Origin of the sequence: Bradyrhizobium sediminis (genome assembly GCF_018736105.1) — a bacterium.
Lineage (GTDB): Bacteria > Pseudomonadota > Alphaproteobacteria > Rhizobiales > Xanthobacteraceae > Bradyrhizobium.
The window spans coordinates 2,924,200-2,943,866 of record NZ_CP076135.1 but is presented as its reverse complement, the minus strand read 5'-3'; the positions used below and the strand labels follow the sequence as shown (position 1 = coordinate 2,943,866).

Here is a 19,667-nt window from a genome sequence, read left to right as displayed (position 1 = left end):
CACAGAGGCAGGCACGAACGCGCGAGCACCGGGAAATTCGCAACGCAGCGCTCGATTTTGATTCGATATTGGTCACAGGCGCATTTTACCATAGCGGCCGCATCCGGTCCCGGCAGGTGGCAAATATGCCTGTCGGCATTGATCTTTTCGCCCGCCGCTGTATTGAAGGCGGGCAATTGACCAAGACGGCAGGGCCTGTCACGTATCCGCCTCAATTGGCACAGAGACAGCCGCCCCAACGGCTAGGTGTCGGTACCTGCAGCGGTTTCGGCCGTCTCCGTTCAGAAAGGGTTTTCCGCAATGAATTTCCGTATCTTGGCCGCGACGGTTTGGCCGCGTGGGCGGGTTATCGCCCTGCTCGCGGCGACCGCACTGTCCGCCTCGTTGCTGGCTCCCGGCGCCCAGGCCCAGCAGCCGGCTCCGGCCCCCGGAGCCCCCAAGGCGGCGCCCAAGGCCGCACCGAAGGCTGCGCCGAAGGCGCCAGCCCCGGCTCCGCAGGCCCAGCAGGCACCCGCCGCCCCGCCGGCAGGCGCTGCACAGCCCGCCGACCAGCAGGTTCAGCTGATCTATGCGCCGTGGACCAAATTCTGCCTGAAGGGCCAGGATGCCGGCGCCAAGCAGGTCTGCTTCACCGGCAAGGACGGACGTATCGAATCCGGCCAGCCCGTGATCGCCGCCGTCATCATCGAGCCGGAAGGCGAGCCGAAGAAGATCCTGCGTGTCACGCTTCCGCTCGGCATGCAGCTCGTTCACGGAACGCGTGTGATCGTCGACACCAATGCCCCGCTGCAGAGCCCCTACGTCATTTGCTTCCAGAATGGTTGCATGTCGGATTACGAGGCATCGCCGGAATTGATTGCCAGCATGAAGAAGGGGCAGAATCTGGTGGTTCAGGCGATCAACTCCAACGGCGCGCCGCTCACCTTGCCGCTGCCGCTGGCTGGCGAATTCGCCAAGGCCTTTGACGGCCCGCCGACCGACCCGAAGGTGTTCGAGGAAACCCAGAAGAAGCTGCAGGAAGAGCTGCAGAAGCGCGCCGAGGAAGCGCGCAAGAAGCTCGAGGCCAACCCGCCCGCCGGCACGCCCGCGGCCAATCCGGCTGCGAAGTAACAGGCAGGGCGGTCCTGTCGACCAGCAAAAAGGCGCCCGGATCGGGCGCCTTTTTTTGATGGGTAACAACTTTAATGGGCAACAACTGGCGGCGGCGCTAGTTCAGCGACGAATTGCGCGGGCGATAGCCGCCCGATTTGTCCTTCACGAAAATCTCGGCGACCTGCGAATGCCGGATCGGCTCGCCCGACTCGTCGGGCAGCAGGTTCTGCTCGGAAACGTAGGCGACGTATTCCGATTCAGAATTCTCGGCGAGCAGGTGATAGAAGGGCTGATCCTTGCTCGGACGTACTTCCTCGGGGATCGACAGCCACCATTCCTCGGTATTGTTGAATACCGGATCGATATCGAAGATCACGCCCCGGAACGAAAAGATCCGGTGACGGACGATCTGTCCGATCTGAAACTTGGCGGTCCGCGCTTTTATCATAGCTCGTCGAATAGACCATGATTGTGGCCGATGCTAGAGGCAACGGGCGAATTAACCTTTGCCGTGCCGGTCCGTTCAGGGTGCCGATCGGGGCCAACCATGCTGAAAAAGACGCCACCTGATGATCGACATTCTCAATCTCGCGTTACCGTATTTCGGCTTGATTTTCATCGGGTTCGCCTGCGGCAAGGCCAAGGCGATTCCCGAGGGCGGCCTGGCGTGGATGAACTTCTTCCTGCTCTATGTTTCGCTGCCGGCGCTGCTGTTTGGAATCATGGCAAAGACGCCGTTTGCCGAACTCAACAATCCGCCGTTCCTGATCGCGACCACCCTCGGCACCATGAGCGCCTTCGCCATTGCCATGGCGGTGGGTCGCGGGATCGGCCGGCTGTCGTTGCGTGAGGCGACGCTGGCGGGGCTGTCGGGCGGCTACGGCAATATCGGCTATATGGGCCCGGGCCTGGCGCTGGCCGTGCTCGGCGCCAAGGCCGCGGCGCCGACCGCGTTGATCTTCTGCTGCGACAGCATCTTCCTGTTTTCAATCGTGCCGCTCTTGATCGCGCTCACCGATCGCGAACACCAGTCACTGCTGCACACGCTCGGCCAGGTGGTCCGACAGATCGTCCTGAATCCGCTGATCATGTCGGCGGTCGCCGGGGCGCTCGCGGCTGGGCTCCATATTCATCCGCCGGTCGCGATCGACAATACGTTACTGTTTCTGCAGAACGCCGCTGCGCCAGTGGCGCTGTTCGTGCTCGGCGTGACGGTCGCGCTGCGCCCGTTCGAACGCATGCCGTGGGAAGTCCCCGGTGTCATCGCGGTCAAGCTCCTGGTCCATCCGCTGGTCGTTTTCGGATTGATGCTGCTGTTCGGCCCCTTCGCGCAGCCCTGGGCGGCGACCGCGGTGCTGATGGCGGCGCTGCCGCCGGCGCTGAATGTGTTCGTCATTTCCCGGCAGCACGATACCTGGGTCGAGCCCGCGTCCGTCGCCGTATTGATTGGAACCTTCGCGTCGGTCGTCACGCTCACCAGCGTGATGTGGTTCATTCAGATCGGTCGGCTTGCGTTTCCGTGAGATAGCGTTTTCGAGCGAAGTGGGTACCGGTTCGCGCAAAGAAAACGCGTCAAACAAAAAAACTTCTAACTGTGCCTGGATGACCGCCACGACGGCGCCAGGCCCTCGCGCATGGCGAGACGGCGGAGCGGGCCGACCGAGCCGATCAGATGCATTCCGGCCGCGCGCAGCGACTGCACGGGCAGGAAATCGCTGAGCAACGAACGGTTCGCCAGATCGATCGCGAAAGTGCGGCTGGTCACATCGGTGCGCCGGGCTGAGTCGTAGCGCGTGAGCACCTGCGGCGCGCCGGGATCTTCGCCTGACGTCATCGCCTCCCGCACGATATCGGCGATGTCGGCGGCGTCGCGCAGACCCATGTTCAGGCCCTGCGCACCGATCGGCGGGATCACATGCGCGGCTTCGCCGACCAGCACGATACGGGCCTTGGCGAATTGCCGGGGCTGCTCGATGCCTAGCGGAAACACGTACCGTCCCGGTTCGACCGCGATGCGGCCGAGAATGGAATGCGATTGCCGTTCCGCGGCCTCCGACAGTTCGTCATCGCTCAGCGCCCTCAGCCGTTCGGCCTCCTTCGGTGCGGTGACCCACACCACACTGCTGCGGTCGCCCGGCAGCGGCACGAATACGCACGGGCCATGCGGGGTGTGAAACTCCGTGGAGATATTTCGATGCGGCCGCGAATGGCTGATATTGAAAGTCAATGCGGCCTGATTCAGATTGCGGCGCGTAACCTCGATGTGGGCGGCTTCCCGGCACAGCGATTGCCGCCCGTCGGCGCCGACGACGAGGCGGGCCGCTAGCGAATTTCCGTTGTGCAACCGGATCGCAACAACGGCGTCGCCAGGGTCGATCGCATCAGCTTCATCGTCGAACCGGGTCAGACCGGGAAGCTCGGCGGCGCGTTCCTCCAAGGCGATCATCAGCGCGCGGTTCTCGATGTTGTAGCCGAACACCTCGAGACCGATTTCGTCGCAGGAGAACCGGACCTCCGGGGCCCGGATCAGCCGGCCGGTATCGTCGACCAGCCGCATCACATGCAGGGCCGCCGCCTTGTTCTTGCAGCGAGGCCAGACTTCCAGCTGTTCGAGCAGATCGATGGAGCCGCCCAACAGCGCCGTGGTGCGATTGTCGGCATAGGGGACGCGGCGGGCCACCAGGGCCGTGTTCGCGCCGGTCTCCGCCAGCGCGACCGCCGCCGCGAGCCCCGCAGGGCCGCCGCCGATCACGACGACGTCGTAGGTACCGGATCCATCATTCATACCGGGACAATTGACGTTCCCGGCAGCATTTTCAAGGCACATCATGGAGTAAATGTTCCGGCGATTTGCGCGACCGAACGCCGCAAGCATGGATGTGCAAATCACAGCGATTCCTGATAGCAGTGCGGTCCGATGGACCAGTCGAACCAGCCAATTTCTCCACCGGCATCGCCGGCCACGCGGGCGGCTGCATTTTCCGTGCATGTCTTCACGGCGATGGGAGCGGGCATTGCCCTGATCGCATTGCTGGAGGCAGTGCGCGAGCACTGGGCGGCGATGTTCGCCTGGCTCGGGCTCGCGCTGGTGGTCGATGCGCTCGATGGCCCGATCGCGCGCCGGATGGATGTCGTGCGCGTGCAGCCGAACTGGTCGGGCGAGGTGCTCGATCTCGTGGTCGATTTCGTCACCTATGTTTTCGTGCCGGCCTATGCGATCACCGCAAGCGGCCTGCTGTTGCCGCTGGCCGCGCCGATCCTGGGCGCCGGCGTAGCCATATCGGGCGCGCTCTATTTCGCGGATCGCCGCATGAAGACGTCGGACAATCATTTCCGCGGTTTCCCGGCGCTGTGGAATGCGGCGGCGTTCTATCTGTTTCTGCTGCATCTGCGGCCGTGGCTGTCGAGCCTCCTGGTCGCGGCCCTCATCGTGCTGACCTTCGTGCCCTTCAACGTGCTGCATCCCTTCCGCGTCGTGCGAATGCGAGGGCTGACCTTGTCGCTGATCGGGATCTGGGCCGTGCTCGCGATTGTCGCGCTGGCCAGCGATTTCGCCGTCAGTGCGCCCGTAACCATCGGACTCTGCGCGATCGCCATCTATATCGTGGCGAGCGACGCTGCCATCCGTATCGTGAGGTCCTTCAAAGCATGATCGAATTGTTAACCAGTCCGGAAGCCTGGGCGGCGCTGTTGACCCTGACGGCGCTTGAAATCGTGCTCGGCATCGACAATGTCATCTTCCTGTCGGTGATCGTCTCGCGCCTTCCCGAACTGCAGGCGAAGCGCGCGCGGCAGATCGGGCTTGCGCTGGCGCTGGTGTTCCGCATCCTGCTGCTCAGCGTTCTGGTGTGGCTGATTGGTTTGACGCAGCCCGTCCTCACCGTGAGGGATATCGGGTTTTCGTGGCGCGACATCATCCTGATCGGCGGCGGGCTGTTCCTGATCGCGAAGGCGACCCACGAGATCCACGGCGAAGTGGAGGCGCGCGACCACGAGGACGGTGGCACGCCGACGGCCAGCGCGTTCTTCTGGGTGATCGTCCAGATCATCATCATCGACTTGGTGTTCTCGCTGGACTCCATCATCACCGCGATCGGCATGGCGCAGGATCTCGAGATCATGATCGCCGCGGTCATCATCGCCGTAATCATCATGTATGTATCGGCTAACCCGGTCGCGCGGTTCGTGGCGGAGCATCCGACCACGAAAATGCTGGCGCTGGCGTTTCTGGTGCTGATCGGCGTCGCGCTGGTGGCGGATGGATTCCAGTTTCATATCCCGCGCGGTTACATCTATTTTGCCATGTTGTTTTCGGCGGCGGTCGAAGCCTTCAACGTGCTCGCCAAGCGCAACCGCAAGAAGGCCGTCAAATAGCCCGTCGGCGATGCTCCCTCTCGCCTCGAGTTGACAACGCGGCCTCGATGGCTATCGCTTGAGTGCTAAGAAATGAAGGAGAGCCTGAGATGACCATGGCCGTGCGCGTGCACAAGGTAGGGGGCCCGGAAGCCCTAGTCTACGAAGCCGTGGACGTGGCTGCGCCGGGACCCGGCGAAGTCCGCATCCGCCAGCATGCCGTGGGTCTGAACTTCATCGACGTGTATTACCGCACCGGCCTCTACAAGGCGCCGGGGCTGCCATTCATCGCCGGCAATGAAGCCGCCGGCGAGGTTCTGGCAGTTGGGTCCGGCGTGACCAATTTCCATCCCGGCGATCGCGTCGCCTATTATTTCAATCTCGGCGGTTACGCCACCGAGCGCAACATCCCCTGGGACAAGCTGGTCAAGCTGCCCGACCATATCACCTACGAGCAGGGCGCCGTCCTGATGCTCAAGGGTCTGACGGTCTGGTATCTGCTGCACAAGACATTCCAGGTCGAGCCGCACCATCGGGTGCTGATCCACGCCGCTGCCGGCGGCATCGGCCTGCTCGCGTGCCAATGGGCGAGGGCGATGGGCGCGCATGTCATCGGCACTGTCGGCTCCAGGGCCAAGGCCGATCTTGCCCTCGCCAATGGCTGCGATCATGTCATCCTCTACAATGAAGAGGATTTCGTCGCGCGGGTGAAGCAGATCAGCCGCAACGAGCTTTGCGACGTCGTGTACGACGGGGTCGGCAAGACCACCTTTCCGGGTTCGCTGTCCTGCCTCAAGCCGCGCGGCCTGTTCGTGAGCTTCGGCAATGCGTCGGGCCCGGTGCCGCCATTCGCGATTGCCGAACTCAACAATCACGGCTCGCTGTTTGCGACCCGGCCGAAGCTCAACGACTACATCGCCAAGCGCTCGGACCTGCTGGAAGGCGCCGACACATTGTTCTCGGCCGTTATCAACGGCAAGCTGCACGTGCCGATCAACCACGCCTATGCGCTGAAGGATGCGGCGAAAGCACATATCGACCTGGAGAGCCGGGCCACGACCGGCGCGTCGATCCTGAAGCCGTAGAAGGGCACTGTCATTCCGGGCTGGTGCGCTAGCACCAGACCCGGAATGACGCGAGACTTCGAACTACGCCACCCGCCGCGCCGCGCCCATTCTGGTCAGGATCTCGTCCAGACAATCGATCATCAGGGCGATCTCCTCGCGCGTGACATTGAGCGCCGGCATGAAACGCAGCGCGTCGGGCTGCGGCGAGTTCAGCAGCACGCTGTCAGCCCGCGCTTCCGCAACAATGGAGGCGCCGATCGGGTGCTTCAGGTCGAGCGCCAGCAACAGTCCGCGGCCGCGGACCTCGCCGAGGCCGTGCCGGGCGGAGATCCGCTGCAACTCGCTCTCCAGAAACAATCCGGCATCGGCGGCCGATTTCAGGAAGTCCGGTTTGCTGACCTCGGCCAGAACGGCGAGCCCAGCCGCGCACATCAAGGGATTGCCGTTGAACGTGCCGCCCTGGTCGCCATGCTCGAAACAGGAAGCTTTGTCGGTCGCCAGCAAGGCCGCCAGCGGCACGCCGCCGCCGATACCTTTGCCCAGCGTCATGATGTCGGGTGTGATGCCGGCATGCTCATAGTGAAACAGCTTGCCGGTGCGGCCCATGCCGGTCTGGATTTCGTCTGATATCAGCAGCAGGCCGTGCTCCTTGGTCAGCGCCCGCAACTCCCGGAGGAATTGATCGGTCGCCGGCCAGACGCCGGCTTCGCCCTGGATCGGCTCCAGCATCACGCCGACGGTCTTGTCCGAGATCAGCCGCTTCACCGAGTCGAGGTCGTTCAGCTTCGCCTTCGGGAAGCCGGAGACCTTCGGCTCGAACAGCGGCTCGAACGCCTTCTTGCCGGATGCCGACATGGTCGCGAGCGTGCGGCCGTGAAAACCGCCTTCGAAGGTGATGATCTCGTAAGCGCCGCCTCTGTGCAGGGCGCCGTACTTGCGGGCGAGCTTGATCGCGCCCTCGTTGGCTTCCGCGCCCGAATTGGCGAAGAACACCTGATCGAAGCAGCTGTGCTCGGTGAGCGCCTTGGCGAGCTGGAGGCTGGGGCCGTTGTAGAATGCCGGGCTCGGCGTCAGCAGCAGTTTGGCCTGCGCGGCCAGCGCTTCGGCGACCTTAGGCGGCGAGTGGCCGAGACAATTGACCGCCCAGCCCTGGATGAAGTCGAGATAGCGCTTGCCGCTGTCGTCCCACAGATAGGAGCCTTCGCCGCGGACGAAAACGGTCGGCGGCCGCGCGGTGATTTCCATCAGCGCATCAAACGGATGGGTGGCGATGTTCATGTCGAATTCCTTGCGGGTTGAGGTTGAGGAAGCGGGCCGAAACGCAAGAAGGCCGCACTTTTCAGGGTGCGGCCTTCTCGAAAACGTTGCTGATCTATCTGTTCAGCGTTGTCGTCGGACACGGCGCGACCCATCATCGTCGACAGAGCGACGACGGAAAGCTGCGCGGCGGATGGTCCGGTTCAACATCATGACGCCGCCATACAGCCGAAGGGCGCGGGCTGTCAAGAGCCTTAGCCAAGTCAACAACCTGACGATGGGGCGAGGGTGCCCAGTTCAAATATCAAGGAGGGTTGCTTCCGATGAACGTAGCCGACGCCGAAAGGTATCGATTGTTGGAAAGTGTATGCGTTTTCGAAGTTCCATCAAGATCACCCACAGGCAAGCCAACCCAACAAGAAAACCCGCAACGGCTTTCGTCACCCTCTTTCCAACACGCCTCGAGCATCAGCGGTTGAGCCTGCGGCTCGTGAAGGGGAGAAAATCCGGCGTCCGGCTTCTGCGTCTTGTTTCTTATCTCATTAGGCAAAAGGATCGCCGTGGCTTCTCCCAACTTCTCGTTTTTCTTCCAGACGACAAGTGGCTTAACTTTGTTCCAAACATCAAACACGCCTAGTTCAAGATAATCAGGTGTATCGCGGACAAGCTGCCGTTCGCCAAGGACGTCGCGTGCTTGCTGAACAACGTGGCGAAGAGGGCTTCCTTTTGGACAACCGGTCAAAAGGGCCTGAATGGCCTTTGATTTTGCTTCTGGCTGTAAATGAGTAATGCGAACGCCAAAGAAAAACCGCTCACTGCTGGCGAATTCAAACAGGGCCTCGAAAGCAATATTGTTGGTCGCCTGTTGGTCGAGCCAGCGCTGGATCCGTACTGCAGCCCGATCCGGTGAATGCTCAAAGAAAATACGCTCCGCTCCATCCCAATCACCGTCGGCTGCAAACTGCCAGCCTATCAGGCCAGCTTCCCCGAAAGCTTCTTCAACTCTGGAAATCGGATCCTTGTCATCAGACATCTAGGTTACCAGATCGATCCACTTGAGACCGTCCCGCGCCGGGCCGTGCGCAGCAAGTGCGTCAGAACCCCGCGACGCTGCCGTGGAGATCGTATTCGTCCGAGCGTTCGATCTTCGCGGTGACGATTTCGCCGACCTTCAGCGGGCGACGGCTCGACAAATAGACCGCGCCGTCGATCTGCGGGGCGTCGGCTTTGGAACGGCCTTTGGCCACTGTCGGACCGACCTCGTCGATGATGACCTGCTGCCGCGTGCCGACCTTGCGCTTCAAACGGCGTGCGGAGATCTTCTGCTGCCGCGCCATCAGCGCGTTCCAGCGTTCCTGCTTGATCTCTTCGGGCACGGCATTGGCAAGCGCGTTCGACGAGGCGCCGGCGACCGGCTCATATTTGAAGCAGCCGGCGCGATCGATCTCGGCTTCCTCCAGCCAGTTGAGCAGATAGGCGAAATCGGAATCGGTCTCGCCGGGAAAACCCACGATGAAGGTCGAGCGCAAGGTGAGATCGGGGCACTGCTCGCGCCAGTTCTTGATCCGCGCCAGCGTCTTGTCGTGCGCCGCCGGGCGCTTCATCGCTTTGAGGATTTCCGGGCTCGCGTGCTGGAAGGGAATGTCGAGATAGGGCAGCACCTTGCCTTCGGTCATCAGGCCGATGACCTCGTCGACATGCGGGTAGGGGTAGACATATTGCAGCCGGACCCAGGCGTCGAGCTCGCCGAGCTCTTTCGCGAGGTCGAAGAATTTGGCGCGGACCTCGCGGTCTTTCCACGGACTGGCGGCATACTTCATGTCGACGCCGTAGGCCGAGGTATCCTGCGAAATAACCAGCAACTCCTTGACGCCGGCGCTAACCAGCTTTTCCGCCTCGCGCAGCACGTCACCTGCCGGCCGCGACACCAGGTCGCCACGCAACTTCGGGATGATGCAGAAGCTGCAGCGGTTGTTGCAGCCTTCGGAAATCTTCAGATAGGCGTAGTGCCGCGGCGTCAGCTTGATGCCCTGCGGCGGCACCAGGTCGAGGTGGGGATTGTGCACCGGCGGCAGCGCGCGGTGCACGGCGGCGAGCACGCTCTCATATTGCTGAGGCCCCGATATCGACAGCACGCCGGGATAGGCGGCCTCGATCTGCTCGGGTTCCGCGCCCATGCAGCCGGTGACGATCACCTTGCCGTTCTCGGCCATGGCTTCGCCGATGGCGCCCAGCGATTCCTGCTTGGCGCTGTCGAGAAAGCCGCAGGTGTTGACGATCACGAGATCGGCGCCGTCATGCTTGCGCGCCAGCTCATAGCCCTCGGCGCGCAGCCGGGTGATGATCCGCTCGGAATCCACCAGCGCCTTGGGGCAACCCAAGGAAACAAAGCTGACTTTGGGCGCGGCGGCCTGTTGCATGTTTGATTTGCCTGATTGATGGGCAGGAGCTAGTCCCAATTGTCCACAATTACAAGACTTTGAGGCAGGCTGGAGCGTGGTAAGAGGTGTTTTGCCGGAATGCGAGTGACCGATGGGCGCCGAGTCGTCTCCTAAGATCGTCATTGTCGACGAAAGCCCGATCCGCGCGGCCATCCTCGAGGAGGGGCTGCGGGAAGCGGGCTTTATCGGCGTCACTCACATCAGCGAGATGCACAATCTGCTGGCCCGGATCTATTCGCTCGATCCCGACGTCATCCTGATCGACCTCGAAAACCCCAGCCGCGACGTTCTGGAACAGATGTTCCAGGTCAGCCGGGCCGTGCGCCGGCCGATCGCGATGTTCGTCGACCAGAGCGATGCCGCCTCGATCCAGGCGTCCGTCGATGCCGGCGTCTCCGCCTATATTGTCGATGGGCTGAAGAAGGAGCGCATCAAGCCGATCCTCGATCTCTGCATCTCCCGCTTCAACGCCTTTTCCAAGCTGCAGGGCGAACTCGATCGCGCCAAATCCGCACTCGAGGACCGCAAGGTGATCGATCGCGCCAAGGGCATCCTGATGAAGCTGAAGGGGCTCACCGAAGACGAGGCCTACGTCCTGCTGCGCTCCACCGCGATGCGCGAGAAAAAGAAAATCGGCGAGATCGCGCAGTCGATCCTGACCGCTTCGGAGATGCTGAAATGACCACACCGCTGCGCATAGGCTTCATCCCGCTGGCCGACGCCGCGGCCCTGATCGTCGCCGTCGACAAGGGTTTCGCCGCCGCGGAGGGACTCGATGTGACGCTGGTCCGCGAGGTGTCGTGGTCGAACGTTCGCGACAAGCTCAACATCGGCATATTCGATGCAGCACATCTGCTGGCGCCGGTCGCGATCGCCTCCAGCCTCGGGCTCGGGCACGTCAAGGTGCCGATCGTGGCGCCCTTCAATCTCGGCATCAACGGCAACGCGATCACGGTATCGCCGGCGCTGCATACGGCGATCATGGGCGAGATCGAAGGCGATCCGTTCGATCCGATGGCGACGGCGCTGGCGCTGTCCCGCGTGGTGGCGGCGCGGCGCAGGAGCGGCGCCGAGCCGCTGACCTTCGGCATGACCTTTCCGTTCTCGACCCACAATTATCAGCTGCGGTTCTGGATGGCGGCCGGCGGCGTCGATCCGGATGAGGACGTTCGCCTCGTGGTGCTGCCGCCGCCCTATATGGTGGACAGTCTCGCCAACGGCCATGTCGACGCCTTCTGCGTCGGCGCGCCCTGGAACTCGGTCGCCGTCGACCTCGGCGTCGGCCATATCCTGCATTTCGTCGCCGACATTCTGGTGCATGCGGTGGAGAAGGTGCTGGCCGTCAGACAGGACTGGTCGGAGAAGAATCCGCAAGTACTGGCCGCGCTGGTGCGGGCGCATGATCGCGCCGCCGACTTCATCGAGCAGCCGCAGAACCGCGCCGAGGCGGCGCGAATCCTCGGCGCGCCGGAGCGGATCGGGATCGATGCCGAGGTGATCCGGCGGACGCTGGATGGCCGCCTCAAGATTTCACCCGATGGAACCATGCGCGAAAGCAGCCGCTATCTGCTGGTGGGACGGGAAGGCGCGGCGCGGCCCGACCCGGTGCAGGCCGCCTGGCTCTACGCCCAGATGGTGCGGTGGGGGCAGACCACGATCAGCCCCGAGGCGCTCAAGACCGCCATGGCGGTGTTCCGGCCCGATCTGTATGACGCAGCGCTGGGGCGGGAGGCGACCGCCCGGGCTCCCGACGCCATCGGCGCGTTCGCCGGCCCGGCGTTCGACGCCAACGACATTGCCGGCCATTTGGCGGCCTTCAAGATCGGACACTGGAAGGCCTGACACCGAAGCCCTGACGGAAATCCCTTGGACAATCGTTGGGCAGCTACCTAGAGTGGCTAATTCCTAGGCAATTTGCTTGAAATTGGCGGTGGCGTCCGCCCATCGAGTTCCCACTCAAAAACATAACCAATTGAAAGAGATAAACTTTTTATTGATATCGGCGTGGCACGCAACTTGAATGTTGCAGTGCGGCCGGCCGTCGCAGATGCCGCTGGCCTACGTCCAAGATGGATTTCCGCTGCAACGAAGCTGGGCGGACCGCTTCCTTTGGTTTGAGCGGGTCGTATTCCCTTTCCGTTGAATGCCACCAGTCGTGGCCGCAGGAGTTTCGTCGCGCACCATGAAAATCGAAAGTCTCTCATTCGACTTTACCGACGAGCAGAAGCGCTATCTCGAAGGGTTCACGACGGGCCTGCAGATCAGCCGGGTCGGGCGAGGCCTCGGCGCCGCGGCCGCCGGCAAGACCACGAGCCATCCGATCGGACCCGACGCCGCGCATTTCAAGGCGCAGGACAAGGTCATCGCGTCCGGCAAGAAACTGGCCGACCCGGAGAAATTCAAGCGCGAGGAGCATCCGTTCGACGCCTATTCGCGGCTGAAGGAGCAGGCGCGCACCAACGCGCCGCCGTCGACGGCGGATAATTTCCGCTGGCGCTATTACGGCCTGTTCTATGTCGCGCCGGCGCAGGATTCCTACATGTGCCGCTTGAGGATCCCGAACGGCATCCTCAAGCATTGGCAGTTTTCAGGCTTGGCCGACCTGATCGAACCGCTGTGCGGGCCGTTCTGTAATGTCACCACCCGCGCCAACCTGCAGGTGCGGGAAATTCCGCCGAAGAATGCCGTGGCCCTGATCGAGGGCATCCAGGACCTCGGCCTGTGCTCGCGCGGCTCCGGCGCCGACAACATCCGCAACGTCACGGGCACGCCGACCGCCGGCATCGATCCGCAGGAATTACTGGACACCCGCGAGTATGCCCGCGAATGGCACTACCATATCCTCAACGACCGCTCGCTGACCGGGTTGCCGCGCAAATTCAACGTCGCCTTCGACGGCGCCGGCAGGATCGCGGTCCTCGAAGACACCAACGACATCGCGTTCGCCGCGGCCGAGGTGAGGGATGGTTTCGGCGCCGAGCCCGGGGTCTGGTTCCGGCTCGGGATCGGCGGCATCACCGGCCACAAGGATTTTGCCAAGGAGACCGGCATCATCGTCAAGCCTGATGATGCGACCAAGGTCGCCGACGCCATCGTCCGCGTCTTCATCGATCTCGGCGACCGCACCAACCGGCTCAAGGCGCGGTTGAAATACGTTATCGACAGCATCGGCATGGAGAAGTTCCTTGACCTGGTCGAGGAAAGGCTCGGCTACGCCTTCACGCGGGTGCCGCCGGAGGCGCTGGCGCCACGCCCGGCTTTCGACCGCATGGCCCATATCGGCACGCACAAACAGAAGCAGGCCGGCCTGAACTGGATCGGCGTCGCCCTGCCGCTCGGCAAGGTGACCTGCGAGCAGATGCGGGGCCTTGCGAAAATCGCGCAGGATCTCGGCGACGGCGATATCCGCCTCACGGTCTGGCAGAACCTCTTGATCTCCGGCGTGCGCGACGACAACGTCGAACTCGCGGTCGCCGCGATCAAGAAGATCGGGTTGGCGGTCGAGGCCTCGCAAATCCGCGCCGGACTGATCGCCTGCACCGGCAACGCCGGTTGCAAGTTCGCGGCGTCCGACACCAAGCGGCACGCGGCTGCGATCGGCGACTGGTGCGAACCGCGGGTCGAACTCGATACCCCGCTCAACATCCATCTCACCGGCTGCCACCATTCCTGTGCGCAGCATTACATCAGCGACATCGGCCTGATCGCCGCCAAGGTGCCGGTGGGCGAGGAGGACGACACCGTCGAGGGCTATCATCTGTTCGCCGGCGGCGGGTTCGGTCCGAATGCGGATGTCGGGCATGAGGTCTATCACGACCTCAAGGCGGAGGATGCGCCGAAGACGGTCGAGAAGCTGTTGAAAGCCTATCTCGCGCATCGCGCCTCACCTGACGAAACCTTCCTGACATTCGCGCGCCGCCACGACGGCGAGACGCTGCGCAAGCTTGCCGAGGCTTCCACATGAACCAGATGACACCGCCTCCGAAGATCGAGATCATTCCGTCGAGCGCACCGTTTTCCGAAGCGCAGCGTTCCTGGCTCAACGGCTTCTTTGCCGGGCTGTTGTCGACCGAGGGCCCGACGGCGCTGTCGGCGGAGCAGGGCGCCGCCGTTCTGCAAGGCCCTGCCGGCGACGGCGATGACGGCGAGGCGCCCTGGCATGACCAGACCATGCCGATTTCGGACCGCATGAAGCTCGCCGCAGGCCGACCGTTGCGGCGGCGGATGATGGCAGCGATGGCACAGCAGGATTGCGGCCAGTGCGGCTACAACTGCCATGACTATTCGGAAGCGATCGCGGGCAAGACGGAAGCGCGTCTCAACCTCTGTGTCCCCGGCGGCAAGGAAACCGCTCGGATGCTGAAGACGCTGCATGAGGAACTGGAGAAGGCGCCGGCCTCAACGGGTCTGGCGGCCGCGCCCGCGGCAGCTGCGCCGGCCGTCGCGGCGGAGCCCGGCCGTTCGCGGGACAATCCGGTGACCGCGACCTTCGTCTCGCGGCGGCTGCTCAACAAGCCCGGCTCGGAAAAAGAGACCTGGCATATCGATTTCGACCTCTCGGGCGCCGGTCTCGATTATGTCGTCGGCGATTCCTTCGGCATCTTTGCCCGCAACGATGTCGGCCATGTCGATCAGATCATTGCCCTGCTCGGCGCGTCCCATACCACCAAGGTGAGAGGCAGGACGCTGCGCGAGGTATTGATCGACGACGTCTCGCTGGCGCCGGCCCCCGACAGCCTGTTCGAGCTGTTGTCGTTCATCGCCGGCGGCGCGCTGCGCGAAAAGGCGCGCGCGCTGGCGCAAGGCGAGGATCCCGACGGCGACGCCGCAACGCTGGACGTGATGGCGGCGTTGCAGAAATTTTCCGGCGTCCGTCCGCATCCCGAAGCCTTCGTCGAGGCGCTGGAGCCGCTGCAGCCGCGGCTCTATTCGATCTCCTCGTCGCACAATGCGACGCCCGGCAAACTGTCGCTGACGGTGGACTGCGTGCGCTACGTGATCGGCAAGCGCAAGCGCCTCGGCCTGGCTTCGACCTTCCTCGCCGAACGCATCAATCCCGGCGACGAGGTCAAGGTCTATGTGCAGAAGGCCCATGGCTTTGCACTGCCGCGGGATCCGAATACGCCGATCATCATGATCGGGCCGGGCACCGGCGTGGCACCGTTCCGCGCCTTCCTGCTCGACCGCAAGGCGACCGGCGCGCCTGGCAGGAACTGGCTGTTCTTCGGCCATCAGCGCAGCGACTGCGATTTCTTCTATGCCGACGAGCTCAACGCCCTCAAGACCTCGGGCGTGCTGACGCGGTTGTCGCTGGCGTGGTCGCGCGATGGCGACAGGAGATTCTATGTGCAGGACCGCATGCGCGAACTCGGCCGCGAGGTGTGGACGTGGCTCGCCGACGGCGCGAACCTCTACATTTGCGGCGACGCCAAGCGGATGGCGAAGGATGTCGAACGCGCGCTGGTCGATATCGTCGCGCAGTTCGGCGCGCGTTCGACCGACGAGGCGGTGCAGTTTGTCGCCGATCTCAAGAAGAAGGGACGGTTCCAGCAGGATGTCTACTGATCGGGTTCCAGACCGATTCAATTCGAACGAATAATATTCTCGTCCGAATTCGCTGCAGAGAATTTTTGACTGCAATCGGAGTCTGTCGAGGCGTTCACGTCGCTATTTTCGGGGACGGTCTTGCATCCGGCAGCGAACGGCCTTTCATTATGCCCTCATGCTGCGTTGGAGATCGACCATGCGCGAACTATCGGCGGAAGCCCGCCTGCACCTTTACGCGCGTTCGCTGTCCAGGCGAAACGGAACCGGATTTCACGCAACCGCCCTCTACGGCGCCTTCGCGGTCATTGCCGGCATCCTGTTGGGTACGCTCTCGGTCCACCCGTTCTAGGGCAACTCCCTAATTCGCCTTCTTGAACGGCGCCACTTCAATCCCCCCGGCCTTCAGCGCTTGCCTCACGCCGCGCGCGATATCGACGGCGCCGGGCGTGTCGCCGTGAATGCACACCGTGTCGGTGCGCATCTTGATCGCCTTGCCCGTCACCGAGACCACGGCGCCGTCCTGCACCATCCGCACCACGCGATCGGCGATTTCCTTGGCGTCATGCAGCACCGCGCCGGGCTTGCGGCGCGACACCAGCGAGCCGTCGTCTTCATAGGCGCGGTCGGCGAACACTTCGTGCACCATCGGCAGGTTGGCGGCTTCGCCGGCCTGCACCAGTTTCGAATTGGCGAGCACCACGAAGACCAGATTGGGATCGACCGCCTTGATGGCTGAGGCAATCGCCTTCGCGGTCATGTCGTCCTCGCAGGCGACATTGGACAGCGCGCCATGCGCCTTGACGTGGGTGACCTTGTGACCGGCCGCAGTCGCGATAGCCTGCAGCGCGCCGATCTGGTAGGCGACCAGGTTTTCGATCTCCGACGATTTCAGGCCGACCATCGGCCGCCGGCCGAAGCCGTGCAGGTCGCGGTAGCCGGGATGGGCGCCGATGCTGACGCCGCGCGCTTTCGCAAGTTCGACCGTCCTGCGCATGATATCGGCATCGCCGGCGTGAAAGCCGCAGGCGATATTGACCGAGGTGGCCAGTTCGATCATGGCGGCGTCATTGCCCATTTCCCATGCGCCAAATCCTTCGCCGAGATCGCAATTCAGGTCGATGGTCTTCATGATGTGTCCGCTTCGCGTGAGTGGATCTTGAATTCGTCGTGCGCCGGCTAGTCCGGAACCTCGACATCCGCAGCCGATGGCGCATGCCAGGTGCCGGCATCGACCGCGCTGACGGCGGCGCCGGCGACATTAGCACCATGCAGGGCTTCGATGTTGAGATCAAAATTTTCGATCGGCTGGAGCCGGTCGGGCAGGGAGCGCAGCAATTCTGCGGATTTCCGCAGTTCCGCCTGGGCTTCCGCCATGCTGACGGCCTTGAAGCGGAAAACCTTTCCCGCCGGAATCTGCGCGAACCGCCCGAGATCGGCGGAGATGACGGTTGCGATCTTCGGATAGCCGCCGCTGGTGCCGCGGTCCGGCATCAGCACGATCGGCTGGCCGTTGCCCGGGACCTGGATGCTGCCGTTCACGGTGCCGTCGGAGACGATGTTGTGGCCGTGCAGATGCTTGATCACGGGGCCTTCCAGGCGGTATCCCATGCGGTCGCTGGTCGCCGATATCTTCCATTCGCCGTCGAGAAACAATTTGGTGGCGTCGCCGAACTCATCGTCCTGCGGGCCCATCACCACCCGGATCGGCGCGTCCGCCGCCGCAGGCAGATCGAGCCGCCGCTCGGCCGCGCCGCTTGCCGGCGCGGTCTGCAATTCGTCGCCGGCCTGCAGCGGCCGCGGATAGGGACTGCCGAGGCCGGCCCGGGCGTTGACCGCGAGGCTGCCGAACATCGGCTCGCCGGCAATGCCACCCTCGATCGCGAGGTAGCTGAACGAGCCGCCGCGTGCAAAGCCCAATGTCAGCGTCTCGCCGTCCGCGAGCGTCATCGACGTATTGAATGCGACTGCGCGGCCGGAGATGTCGGCGTTACGCGAGGCGCCGGCGAGCGCGACGCGAACCGCGCCGCCGCGCGCCTTGAACGCCGCGCCGAACGGACCGATTTCGATCGCCGCGGCCAATGGCGGGTTTCCGGCCAGAACGTTCGCTGCCGCCAGCGCGAGCATATCCATCGCGCCGCTCGGCGTCAGGCCGTAGCGCTGGGTGCCGTGGCGGCCGCCGTCCTGCACCGAACTCGCAGGGCCGATCGTTGAAATGACGAGCTTGCTCATGCGGCGATCAACTCGGCGACGATTTCGCCGGCTTCAGCAGCGCGATCCTGCTCGGCGAAGGTCTTCGCATCGATCGCCGAAAACGTCACGTGATCGCCGGGCTCCAGCAGAAAGATCGGATCGCGATGCAACTGATAGGTCCGGACCGGCGTCCGCCCCAGGAGGTGCCAGCCGCTCGGACCGGCCAGGCACTGCACGCCGGTCTGCACGCCGCCGATCGAGACCGTGCCGGCCGGCGTCAGCAGGCGCGGGTTCTGCCGCCGCGGCAGATGCAGCGACGGATCGAGGCCGCTGAGATAGGACCAGCCCGGCGTGAAGCCGATCATGGCGACGCGGTAGTCGCCGGCGACGTGCCGCGCCACGATCTCGTCCGGCGTCGTGTTCAGCGCCTTGGCGACGTCCTCGAGGTCGATGCCGTGCTCGCCGCCGTAAACCACGGGAATCCGCCAGCGCCGGGCTTTTGCCGTCGGCGGAACCGGCAGTTGCGCCAGCACAACCAGCTTCTCGCTCAGCGCGTCGAAGCCGATCTGCAGGGGATCGTAATGCACCAGCAGGGATCGATAGGTGGGTACCGTTTCGGTCACGCCGGCGACCGGTTCACGCGCAAGAATGCGATCGAGCGCCAGCACCCGCCGGTTTGCGGCGTCATCGATGTTGCGGCTGAATTCGACCGTGATGGCGCTGTCGCCACTCGGCAAAATACGGGGAGGGGAGAGTGTCGCGGCCATGGCCTCACAAATTCATCGGCGGACACCAAGCTGTAACGTGTTTCGCGGCGAAGTGGAATTCGCTTTGCGCAAATGGGCCTGCAAATTCAATAAATTAATCAGCATACTGGTGATAAGGGAATTTGATTGCACTTGGCGATGCATCCCGCCCGCTCGTGGGCTAGTGTCGCCCCTTGACGCGATGCCCGCGCGCCGCAAGATGCGCGCCCAATTCATCCCCCACCGGAGCCACCTTTTCGATGTCCCTCACCCCCGAAGCGATTGCGACCCTGTCCCGCGTGTCCACCGCCACGATCACCACGGTTCTGCTCAAGAAGGGCCTGCGCAACGTCTGGATGCGGGGCTCGCGCCCGCTGCGACCGGGACAGCCGCGGCTGGTCGGATCGGCCTTTACGCTCCGCTTCGTGCCGGCGCGGGAGGATCTGGCGACGCCGGAATCCTGGTCGTCGCCGATATCGACCCGCACCGCGATCGAGGCCATGCCGGCGGGCTGCATCGCCGTGGTCGATGCGATGGGCGTCAACGATGCCGGCATCTTCGGTGACATCCTGTGCGCGCGCATGGTCAAGCGCGGCGTGGCGGCGCTGGTGACCGACGGCGTGGTGCGCGATCTCGAAGGTGTGCTCGGCACCGGCCTGCCGGTGTGGTGCGACGGTTTTGCCGCGCCGCCCTCGGTCGCCGGGCTGACTTTTGTCGGCTGGGGCGAACCGATCGGCTGCGGCGGGGTGGCGATTTTTCCCAATGACGTCATTGTCGCCGACCAGGACGGCGCCGTGGTGATCCCGCAAGCATTCCTCGACCTCATTCTGGCCGAAGGCGCCGAGCAGGAGCGGATGGAAGCCTGGATCGTTGAAGAGGTGAATGGCGGTGCTGCGCTGCCTGGACTCTATCCGATGAATGCCGAGACCAAGGCACGTTACGCCGCCACGAAGAAATAGCCGCGCTTCAGCGGC

Annotated in this window: 19 protein-coding genes; 11 read left to right on the top strand and 8 right to left on the bottom strand. The window is 63.6% G+C overall.

The window, feature by feature from the left end; all coding sequences use genetic code 11:
- The first annotated feature begins 300 nt into the window (after positions 1-300).
- Entirely contained in the window at positions 301-1,110 is an 810-nt protein-coding gene (locus KMZ68_RS14060; protein ID WP_215611907.1) for an invasion associated locus B family protein, read from the top strand.
- Between the two features lie 97 nt (positions 1,111-1,207).
- Here KMZ68_RS14060 and hspQ read toward each other — a convergent pair whose 3' ends face one another.
- A complete protein-coding gene (hspQ, locus tag KMZ68_RS14055; RefSeq protein ID WP_215611906.1) occupies positions 1,208-1,540 on the bottom strand; it encodes a heat shock protein HspQ in 333 nt (110 codons plus the stop codon).
- 121 nt (positions 1,541-1,661) lie between these two features.
- On the opposite strand from hspQ, the gene KMZ68_RS14050 reads away from it, so the two are divergent.
- Entirely contained in the window at positions 1,662-2,615 is a 954-nt protein-coding gene (locus tag KMZ68_RS14050; RefSeq protein ID WP_215611905.1) for an AEC family transporter, read from the top strand.
- Positions 2,616-2,680: 65 nt separating this feature from the next.
- Here KMZ68_RS14050 and KMZ68_RS14045 read toward each other — a convergent pair whose 3' ends face one another.
- Entirely contained in the window at positions 2,681-3,877 is a 1,197-nt protein-coding gene (locus tag KMZ68_RS14045) for a UbiH/UbiF family hydroxylase (RefSeq protein ID WP_215611904.1), read from the bottom strand.
- A gap of 132 nt (positions 3,878-4,009) precedes the next feature.
- On the opposite strand from KMZ68_RS14045, the gene pcsA reads away from it, so the two are divergent.
- From pcsA to KMZ68_RS14030, 3 genes are all read left to right on the top strand, one after another.
- Positions 4,010-4,744, top strand: coding sequence for a phosphatidylcholine synthase (gene pcsA / locus KMZ68_RS14040; protein ID WP_215611903.1), 735 nt, complete (start codon positions 4,010-4,012; stop codon positions 4,742-4,744).
- On the top strand, positions 4,741-5,466 hold the full coding sequence (locus KMZ68_RS14035; RefSeq protein WP_215611902.1) for a TerC family protein: 726 nt from the start codon (positions 4,741-4,743) through the stop codon (positions 5,464-5,466). Before pcsA ends, KMZ68_RS14035 begins: the two co-directional genes overlap by 4 nt.
- Positions 5,467-5,555: 89 nt before the next feature.
- Positions 5,556-6,530: a quinone oxidoreductase family protein gene (locus KMZ68_RS14030; RefSeq protein ID WP_215611901.1), complete on the top strand. Its 975-nt coding sequence runs from the start codon at positions 5,556-5,558 to the stop codon at positions 6,528-6,530.
- Positions 6,531-6,593: 63 nt separating this feature from the next.
- On the opposite strand, the gene KMZ68_RS14025 is transcribed toward KMZ68_RS14030, so the two are convergent.
- From KMZ68_RS14025 to rimO, 3 genes are all read right to left on the bottom strand, one after another.
- Entirely contained in the window at positions 6,594-7,790 is a 1,197-nt protein-coding gene (locus KMZ68_RS14025; RefSeq protein WP_215611900.1) for an acetylornithine transaminase, read from the bottom strand.
- 283 nt (positions 7,791-8,073) lie between these two features.
- The gene (locus KMZ68_RS14020) at positions 8,074-8,802 is read right to left on the bottom strand and encodes a hypothetical protein (RefSeq protein ID WP_215611899.1); all 729 of its coding nucleotides are present in this window, start codon (positions 8,800-8,802) and stop codon (positions 8,074-8,076) included.
- 61 nt (positions 8,803-8,863) lie between these two features.
- On the bottom strand, positions 8,864-10,189 hold the full coding sequence (gene rimO / locus KMZ68_RS14015; RefSeq protein ID WP_215611898.1) for a 30S ribosomal protein S12 methylthiotransferase RimO: 1,326 nt from the start codon (positions 10,187-10,189) through the stop codon (positions 8,864-8,866).
- Positions 10,190-10,301: 112 nt separating this feature from the next.
- Here rimO and KMZ68_RS14010 point away from each other — a divergent pair, with 112 nt between their 5' ends.
- The 5 genes from KMZ68_RS14010 to KMZ68_RS13990 all read left to right on the top strand — a co-directional run bounded on the left by KMZ68_RS14010 (position 10,302) and on the right by KMZ68_RS13990 (position 16,106).
- Positions 10,302-10,892: an ANTAR domain-containing response regulator gene (locus tag KMZ68_RS14010; protein WP_215611897.1), complete on the top strand. Its 591-nt coding sequence runs from the start codon at positions 10,302-10,304 to the stop codon at positions 10,890-10,892.
- Positions 10,889-12,052, top strand: coding sequence for a CmpA/NrtA family ABC transporter substrate-binding protein (locus KMZ68_RS14005; protein WP_215611896.1), 1,164 nt, complete (start codon positions 10,889-10,891; stop codon positions 12,050-12,052). Before KMZ68_RS14010 ends, KMZ68_RS14005 begins: the two co-directional genes overlap by 4 nt.
- A gap of 340 nt (positions 12,053-12,392) precedes the next feature.
- Entirely contained in the window at positions 12,393-14,174 is a 1,782-nt protein-coding gene (locus KMZ68_RS14000; protein ID WP_215611895.1) for a NirA family protein, read from the top strand.
- Positions 14,171-15,775, top strand: coding sequence for a sulfite reductase subunit alpha (locus KMZ68_RS13995; RefSeq protein WP_215611894.1), 1,605 nt, complete (start codon positions 14,171-14,173; stop codon positions 15,773-15,775). Before KMZ68_RS14000 ends, KMZ68_RS13995 begins: the two co-directional genes overlap by 4 nt.
- A 178-nt stretch (positions 15,776-15,953) precedes the next feature.
- Positions 15,954-16,106, top strand: a complete 153-nt coding sequence (locus KMZ68_RS13990) for a hypothetical protein (RefSeq protein ID WP_215611893.1) — start codon at positions 15,954-15,956, stop codon at positions 16,104-16,106.
- A gap of 9 nt (positions 16,107-16,115) precedes the next feature.
- On the opposite strand, the gene KMZ68_RS13985 is transcribed toward KMZ68_RS13990, so the two are convergent.
- The 3 genes from KMZ68_RS13985 to pxpB are packed head-to-tail and all read right to left on the bottom strand — an operon-like array spanning position 16,116 to position 18,714.
- Complete coding sequence (locus KMZ68_RS13985; protein WP_215611892.1) at positions 16,116-16,886, bottom strand: LamB/YcsF family protein; 771 nt, start codon at positions 16,884-16,886, stop codon at positions 16,116-16,118.
- 47 nt (positions 16,887-16,933) lie between these two features.
- Positions 16,934-17,986 (bottom strand): biotin-dependent carboxyltransferase family protein, encoded by a 1,053-nt coding sequence (locus KMZ68_RS13980; RefSeq protein WP_215611891.1) that lies wholly within the window; start codon positions 17,984-17,986, stop codon positions 16,934-16,936.
- Entirely contained in the window at positions 17,983-18,714 is a 732-nt protein-coding gene (gene pxpB, locus KMZ68_RS13975) for a 5-oxoprolinase subunit PxpB (protein WP_215611890.1), read from the bottom strand. Before pxpB ends, KMZ68_RS13980 begins: the two co-directional genes overlap by 4 nt.
- Positions 18,715-18,953: 239 nt before the next feature.
- Between pxpB and KMZ68_RS13970 the strand changes: the two genes are divergently transcribed.
- Positions 18,954-19,652: a ribonuclease activity regulator RraA gene (locus tag KMZ68_RS13970; RefSeq protein WP_215611889.1), complete on the top strand. Its 699-nt coding sequence runs from the start codon at positions 18,954-18,956 to the stop codon at positions 19,650-19,652.
- The last annotated feature ends 15 nt before the right edge of the window (positions 19,653-19,667 follow it).

Excerpts from the sequence above, each read along its gene's own strand:
- KMZ68_RS14005 (WP_215611896.1), top strand. The coding sequence starts at position 10,889 with ATGACCACACCGCTGCGCATAGGCTTCATCCCGCTGGCCGACGCCGCG.
- KMZ68_RS14035 (WP_215611902.1), top strand. The coding sequence starts at position 4,741 with ATGATCGAATTGTTAACCAGTCCGGAAGCCTGGGCGGCGCTGTTGACC.
- KMZ68_RS14060 (WP_215611907.1), top strand. The coding sequence starts at position 301 with ATGAATTTCCGTATCTTGGCCGCGACGGTTTGGCCGCGTGGGCGGGTT.
- KMZ68_RS14045 (WP_215611904.1), bottom strand. The coding sequence starts at position 3,877 with ATGAATGATGGATCCGGTACCTACGACGTCGTCGTGATCGGCGGCGGC.
- hspQ (WP_215611906.1), bottom strand. The coding sequence starts at position 1,540 with ATGATAAAAGCGCGGACCGCCAAGTTTCAGATCGGACAGATCGTCCGT.
- rimO (WP_215611898.1), bottom strand. The coding sequence starts at position 10,189 with ATGCAACAGGCCGCCGCGCCCAAAGTCAGCTTTGTTTCCTTGGGTTGC.
- KMZ68_RS14010 (WP_215611897.1), top strand. The coding sequence starts at position 10,302 with ATGGGCGCCGAGTCGTCTCCTAAGATCGTCATTGTCGACGAAAGCCCG.
- KMZ68_RS14025 (WP_215611900.1), bottom strand. The coding sequence starts at position 7,790 with ATGAACATCGCCACCCATCCGTTTGATGCGCTGATGGAAATCACCGCG.
- KMZ68_RS13990 (WP_215611893.1), top strand. The coding sequence starts at position 15,954 with ATGCGCGAACTATCGGCGGAAGCCCGCCTGCACCTTTACGCGCGTTCG.
- pcsA (WP_215611903.1), top strand. The coding sequence starts at position 4,010 with ATGGACCAGTCGAACCAGCCAATTTCTCCACCGGCATCGCCGGCCACG.
- KMZ68_RS14000 (WP_215611895.1), top strand. The coding sequence starts at position 12,393 with ATGAAAATCGAAAGTCTCTCATTCGACTTTACCGACGAGCAGAAGCGC.
- KMZ68_RS14030 (WP_215611901.1), top strand. The coding sequence starts at position 5,556 with ATGACCATGGCCGTGCGCGTGCACAAGGTAGGGGGCCCGGAAGCCCTA.
- KMZ68_RS13995 (WP_215611894.1), top strand. The coding sequence starts at position 14,171 with ATGAACCAGATGACACCGCCTCCGAAGATCGAGATCATTCCGTCGAGC.
- pxpB (WP_215611890.1), bottom strand. The coding sequence starts at position 18,714 with ATGGCCGCGACACTCTCCCCTCCCCGTATTTTGCCGAGTGGCGACAGC.
- KMZ68_RS13970 (WP_215611889.1), top strand. The coding sequence starts at position 18,954 with ATGTCCCTCACCCCCGAAGCGATTGCGACCCTGTCCCGCGTGTCCACC.
- KMZ68_RS14020 (WP_215611899.1), bottom strand. The coding sequence starts at position 8,802 with ATGTCTGATGACAAGGATCCGATTTCCAGAGTTGAAGAAGCTTTCGGG.
- KMZ68_RS14050 (WP_215611905.1), top strand. The coding sequence starts at position 1,662 with ATGATCGACATTCTCAATCTCGCGTTACCGTATTTCGGCTTGATTTTC.
- KMZ68_RS13985 (WP_215611892.1), bottom strand. The coding sequence starts at position 16,886 with ATGAAGACCATCGACCTGAATTGCGATCTCGGCGAAGGATTTGGCGCA.
- KMZ68_RS13980 (WP_215611891.1), bottom strand. The coding sequence starts at position 17,986 with ATGAGCAAGCTCGTCATTTCAACGATCGGCCCTGCGAGTTCGGTGCAG.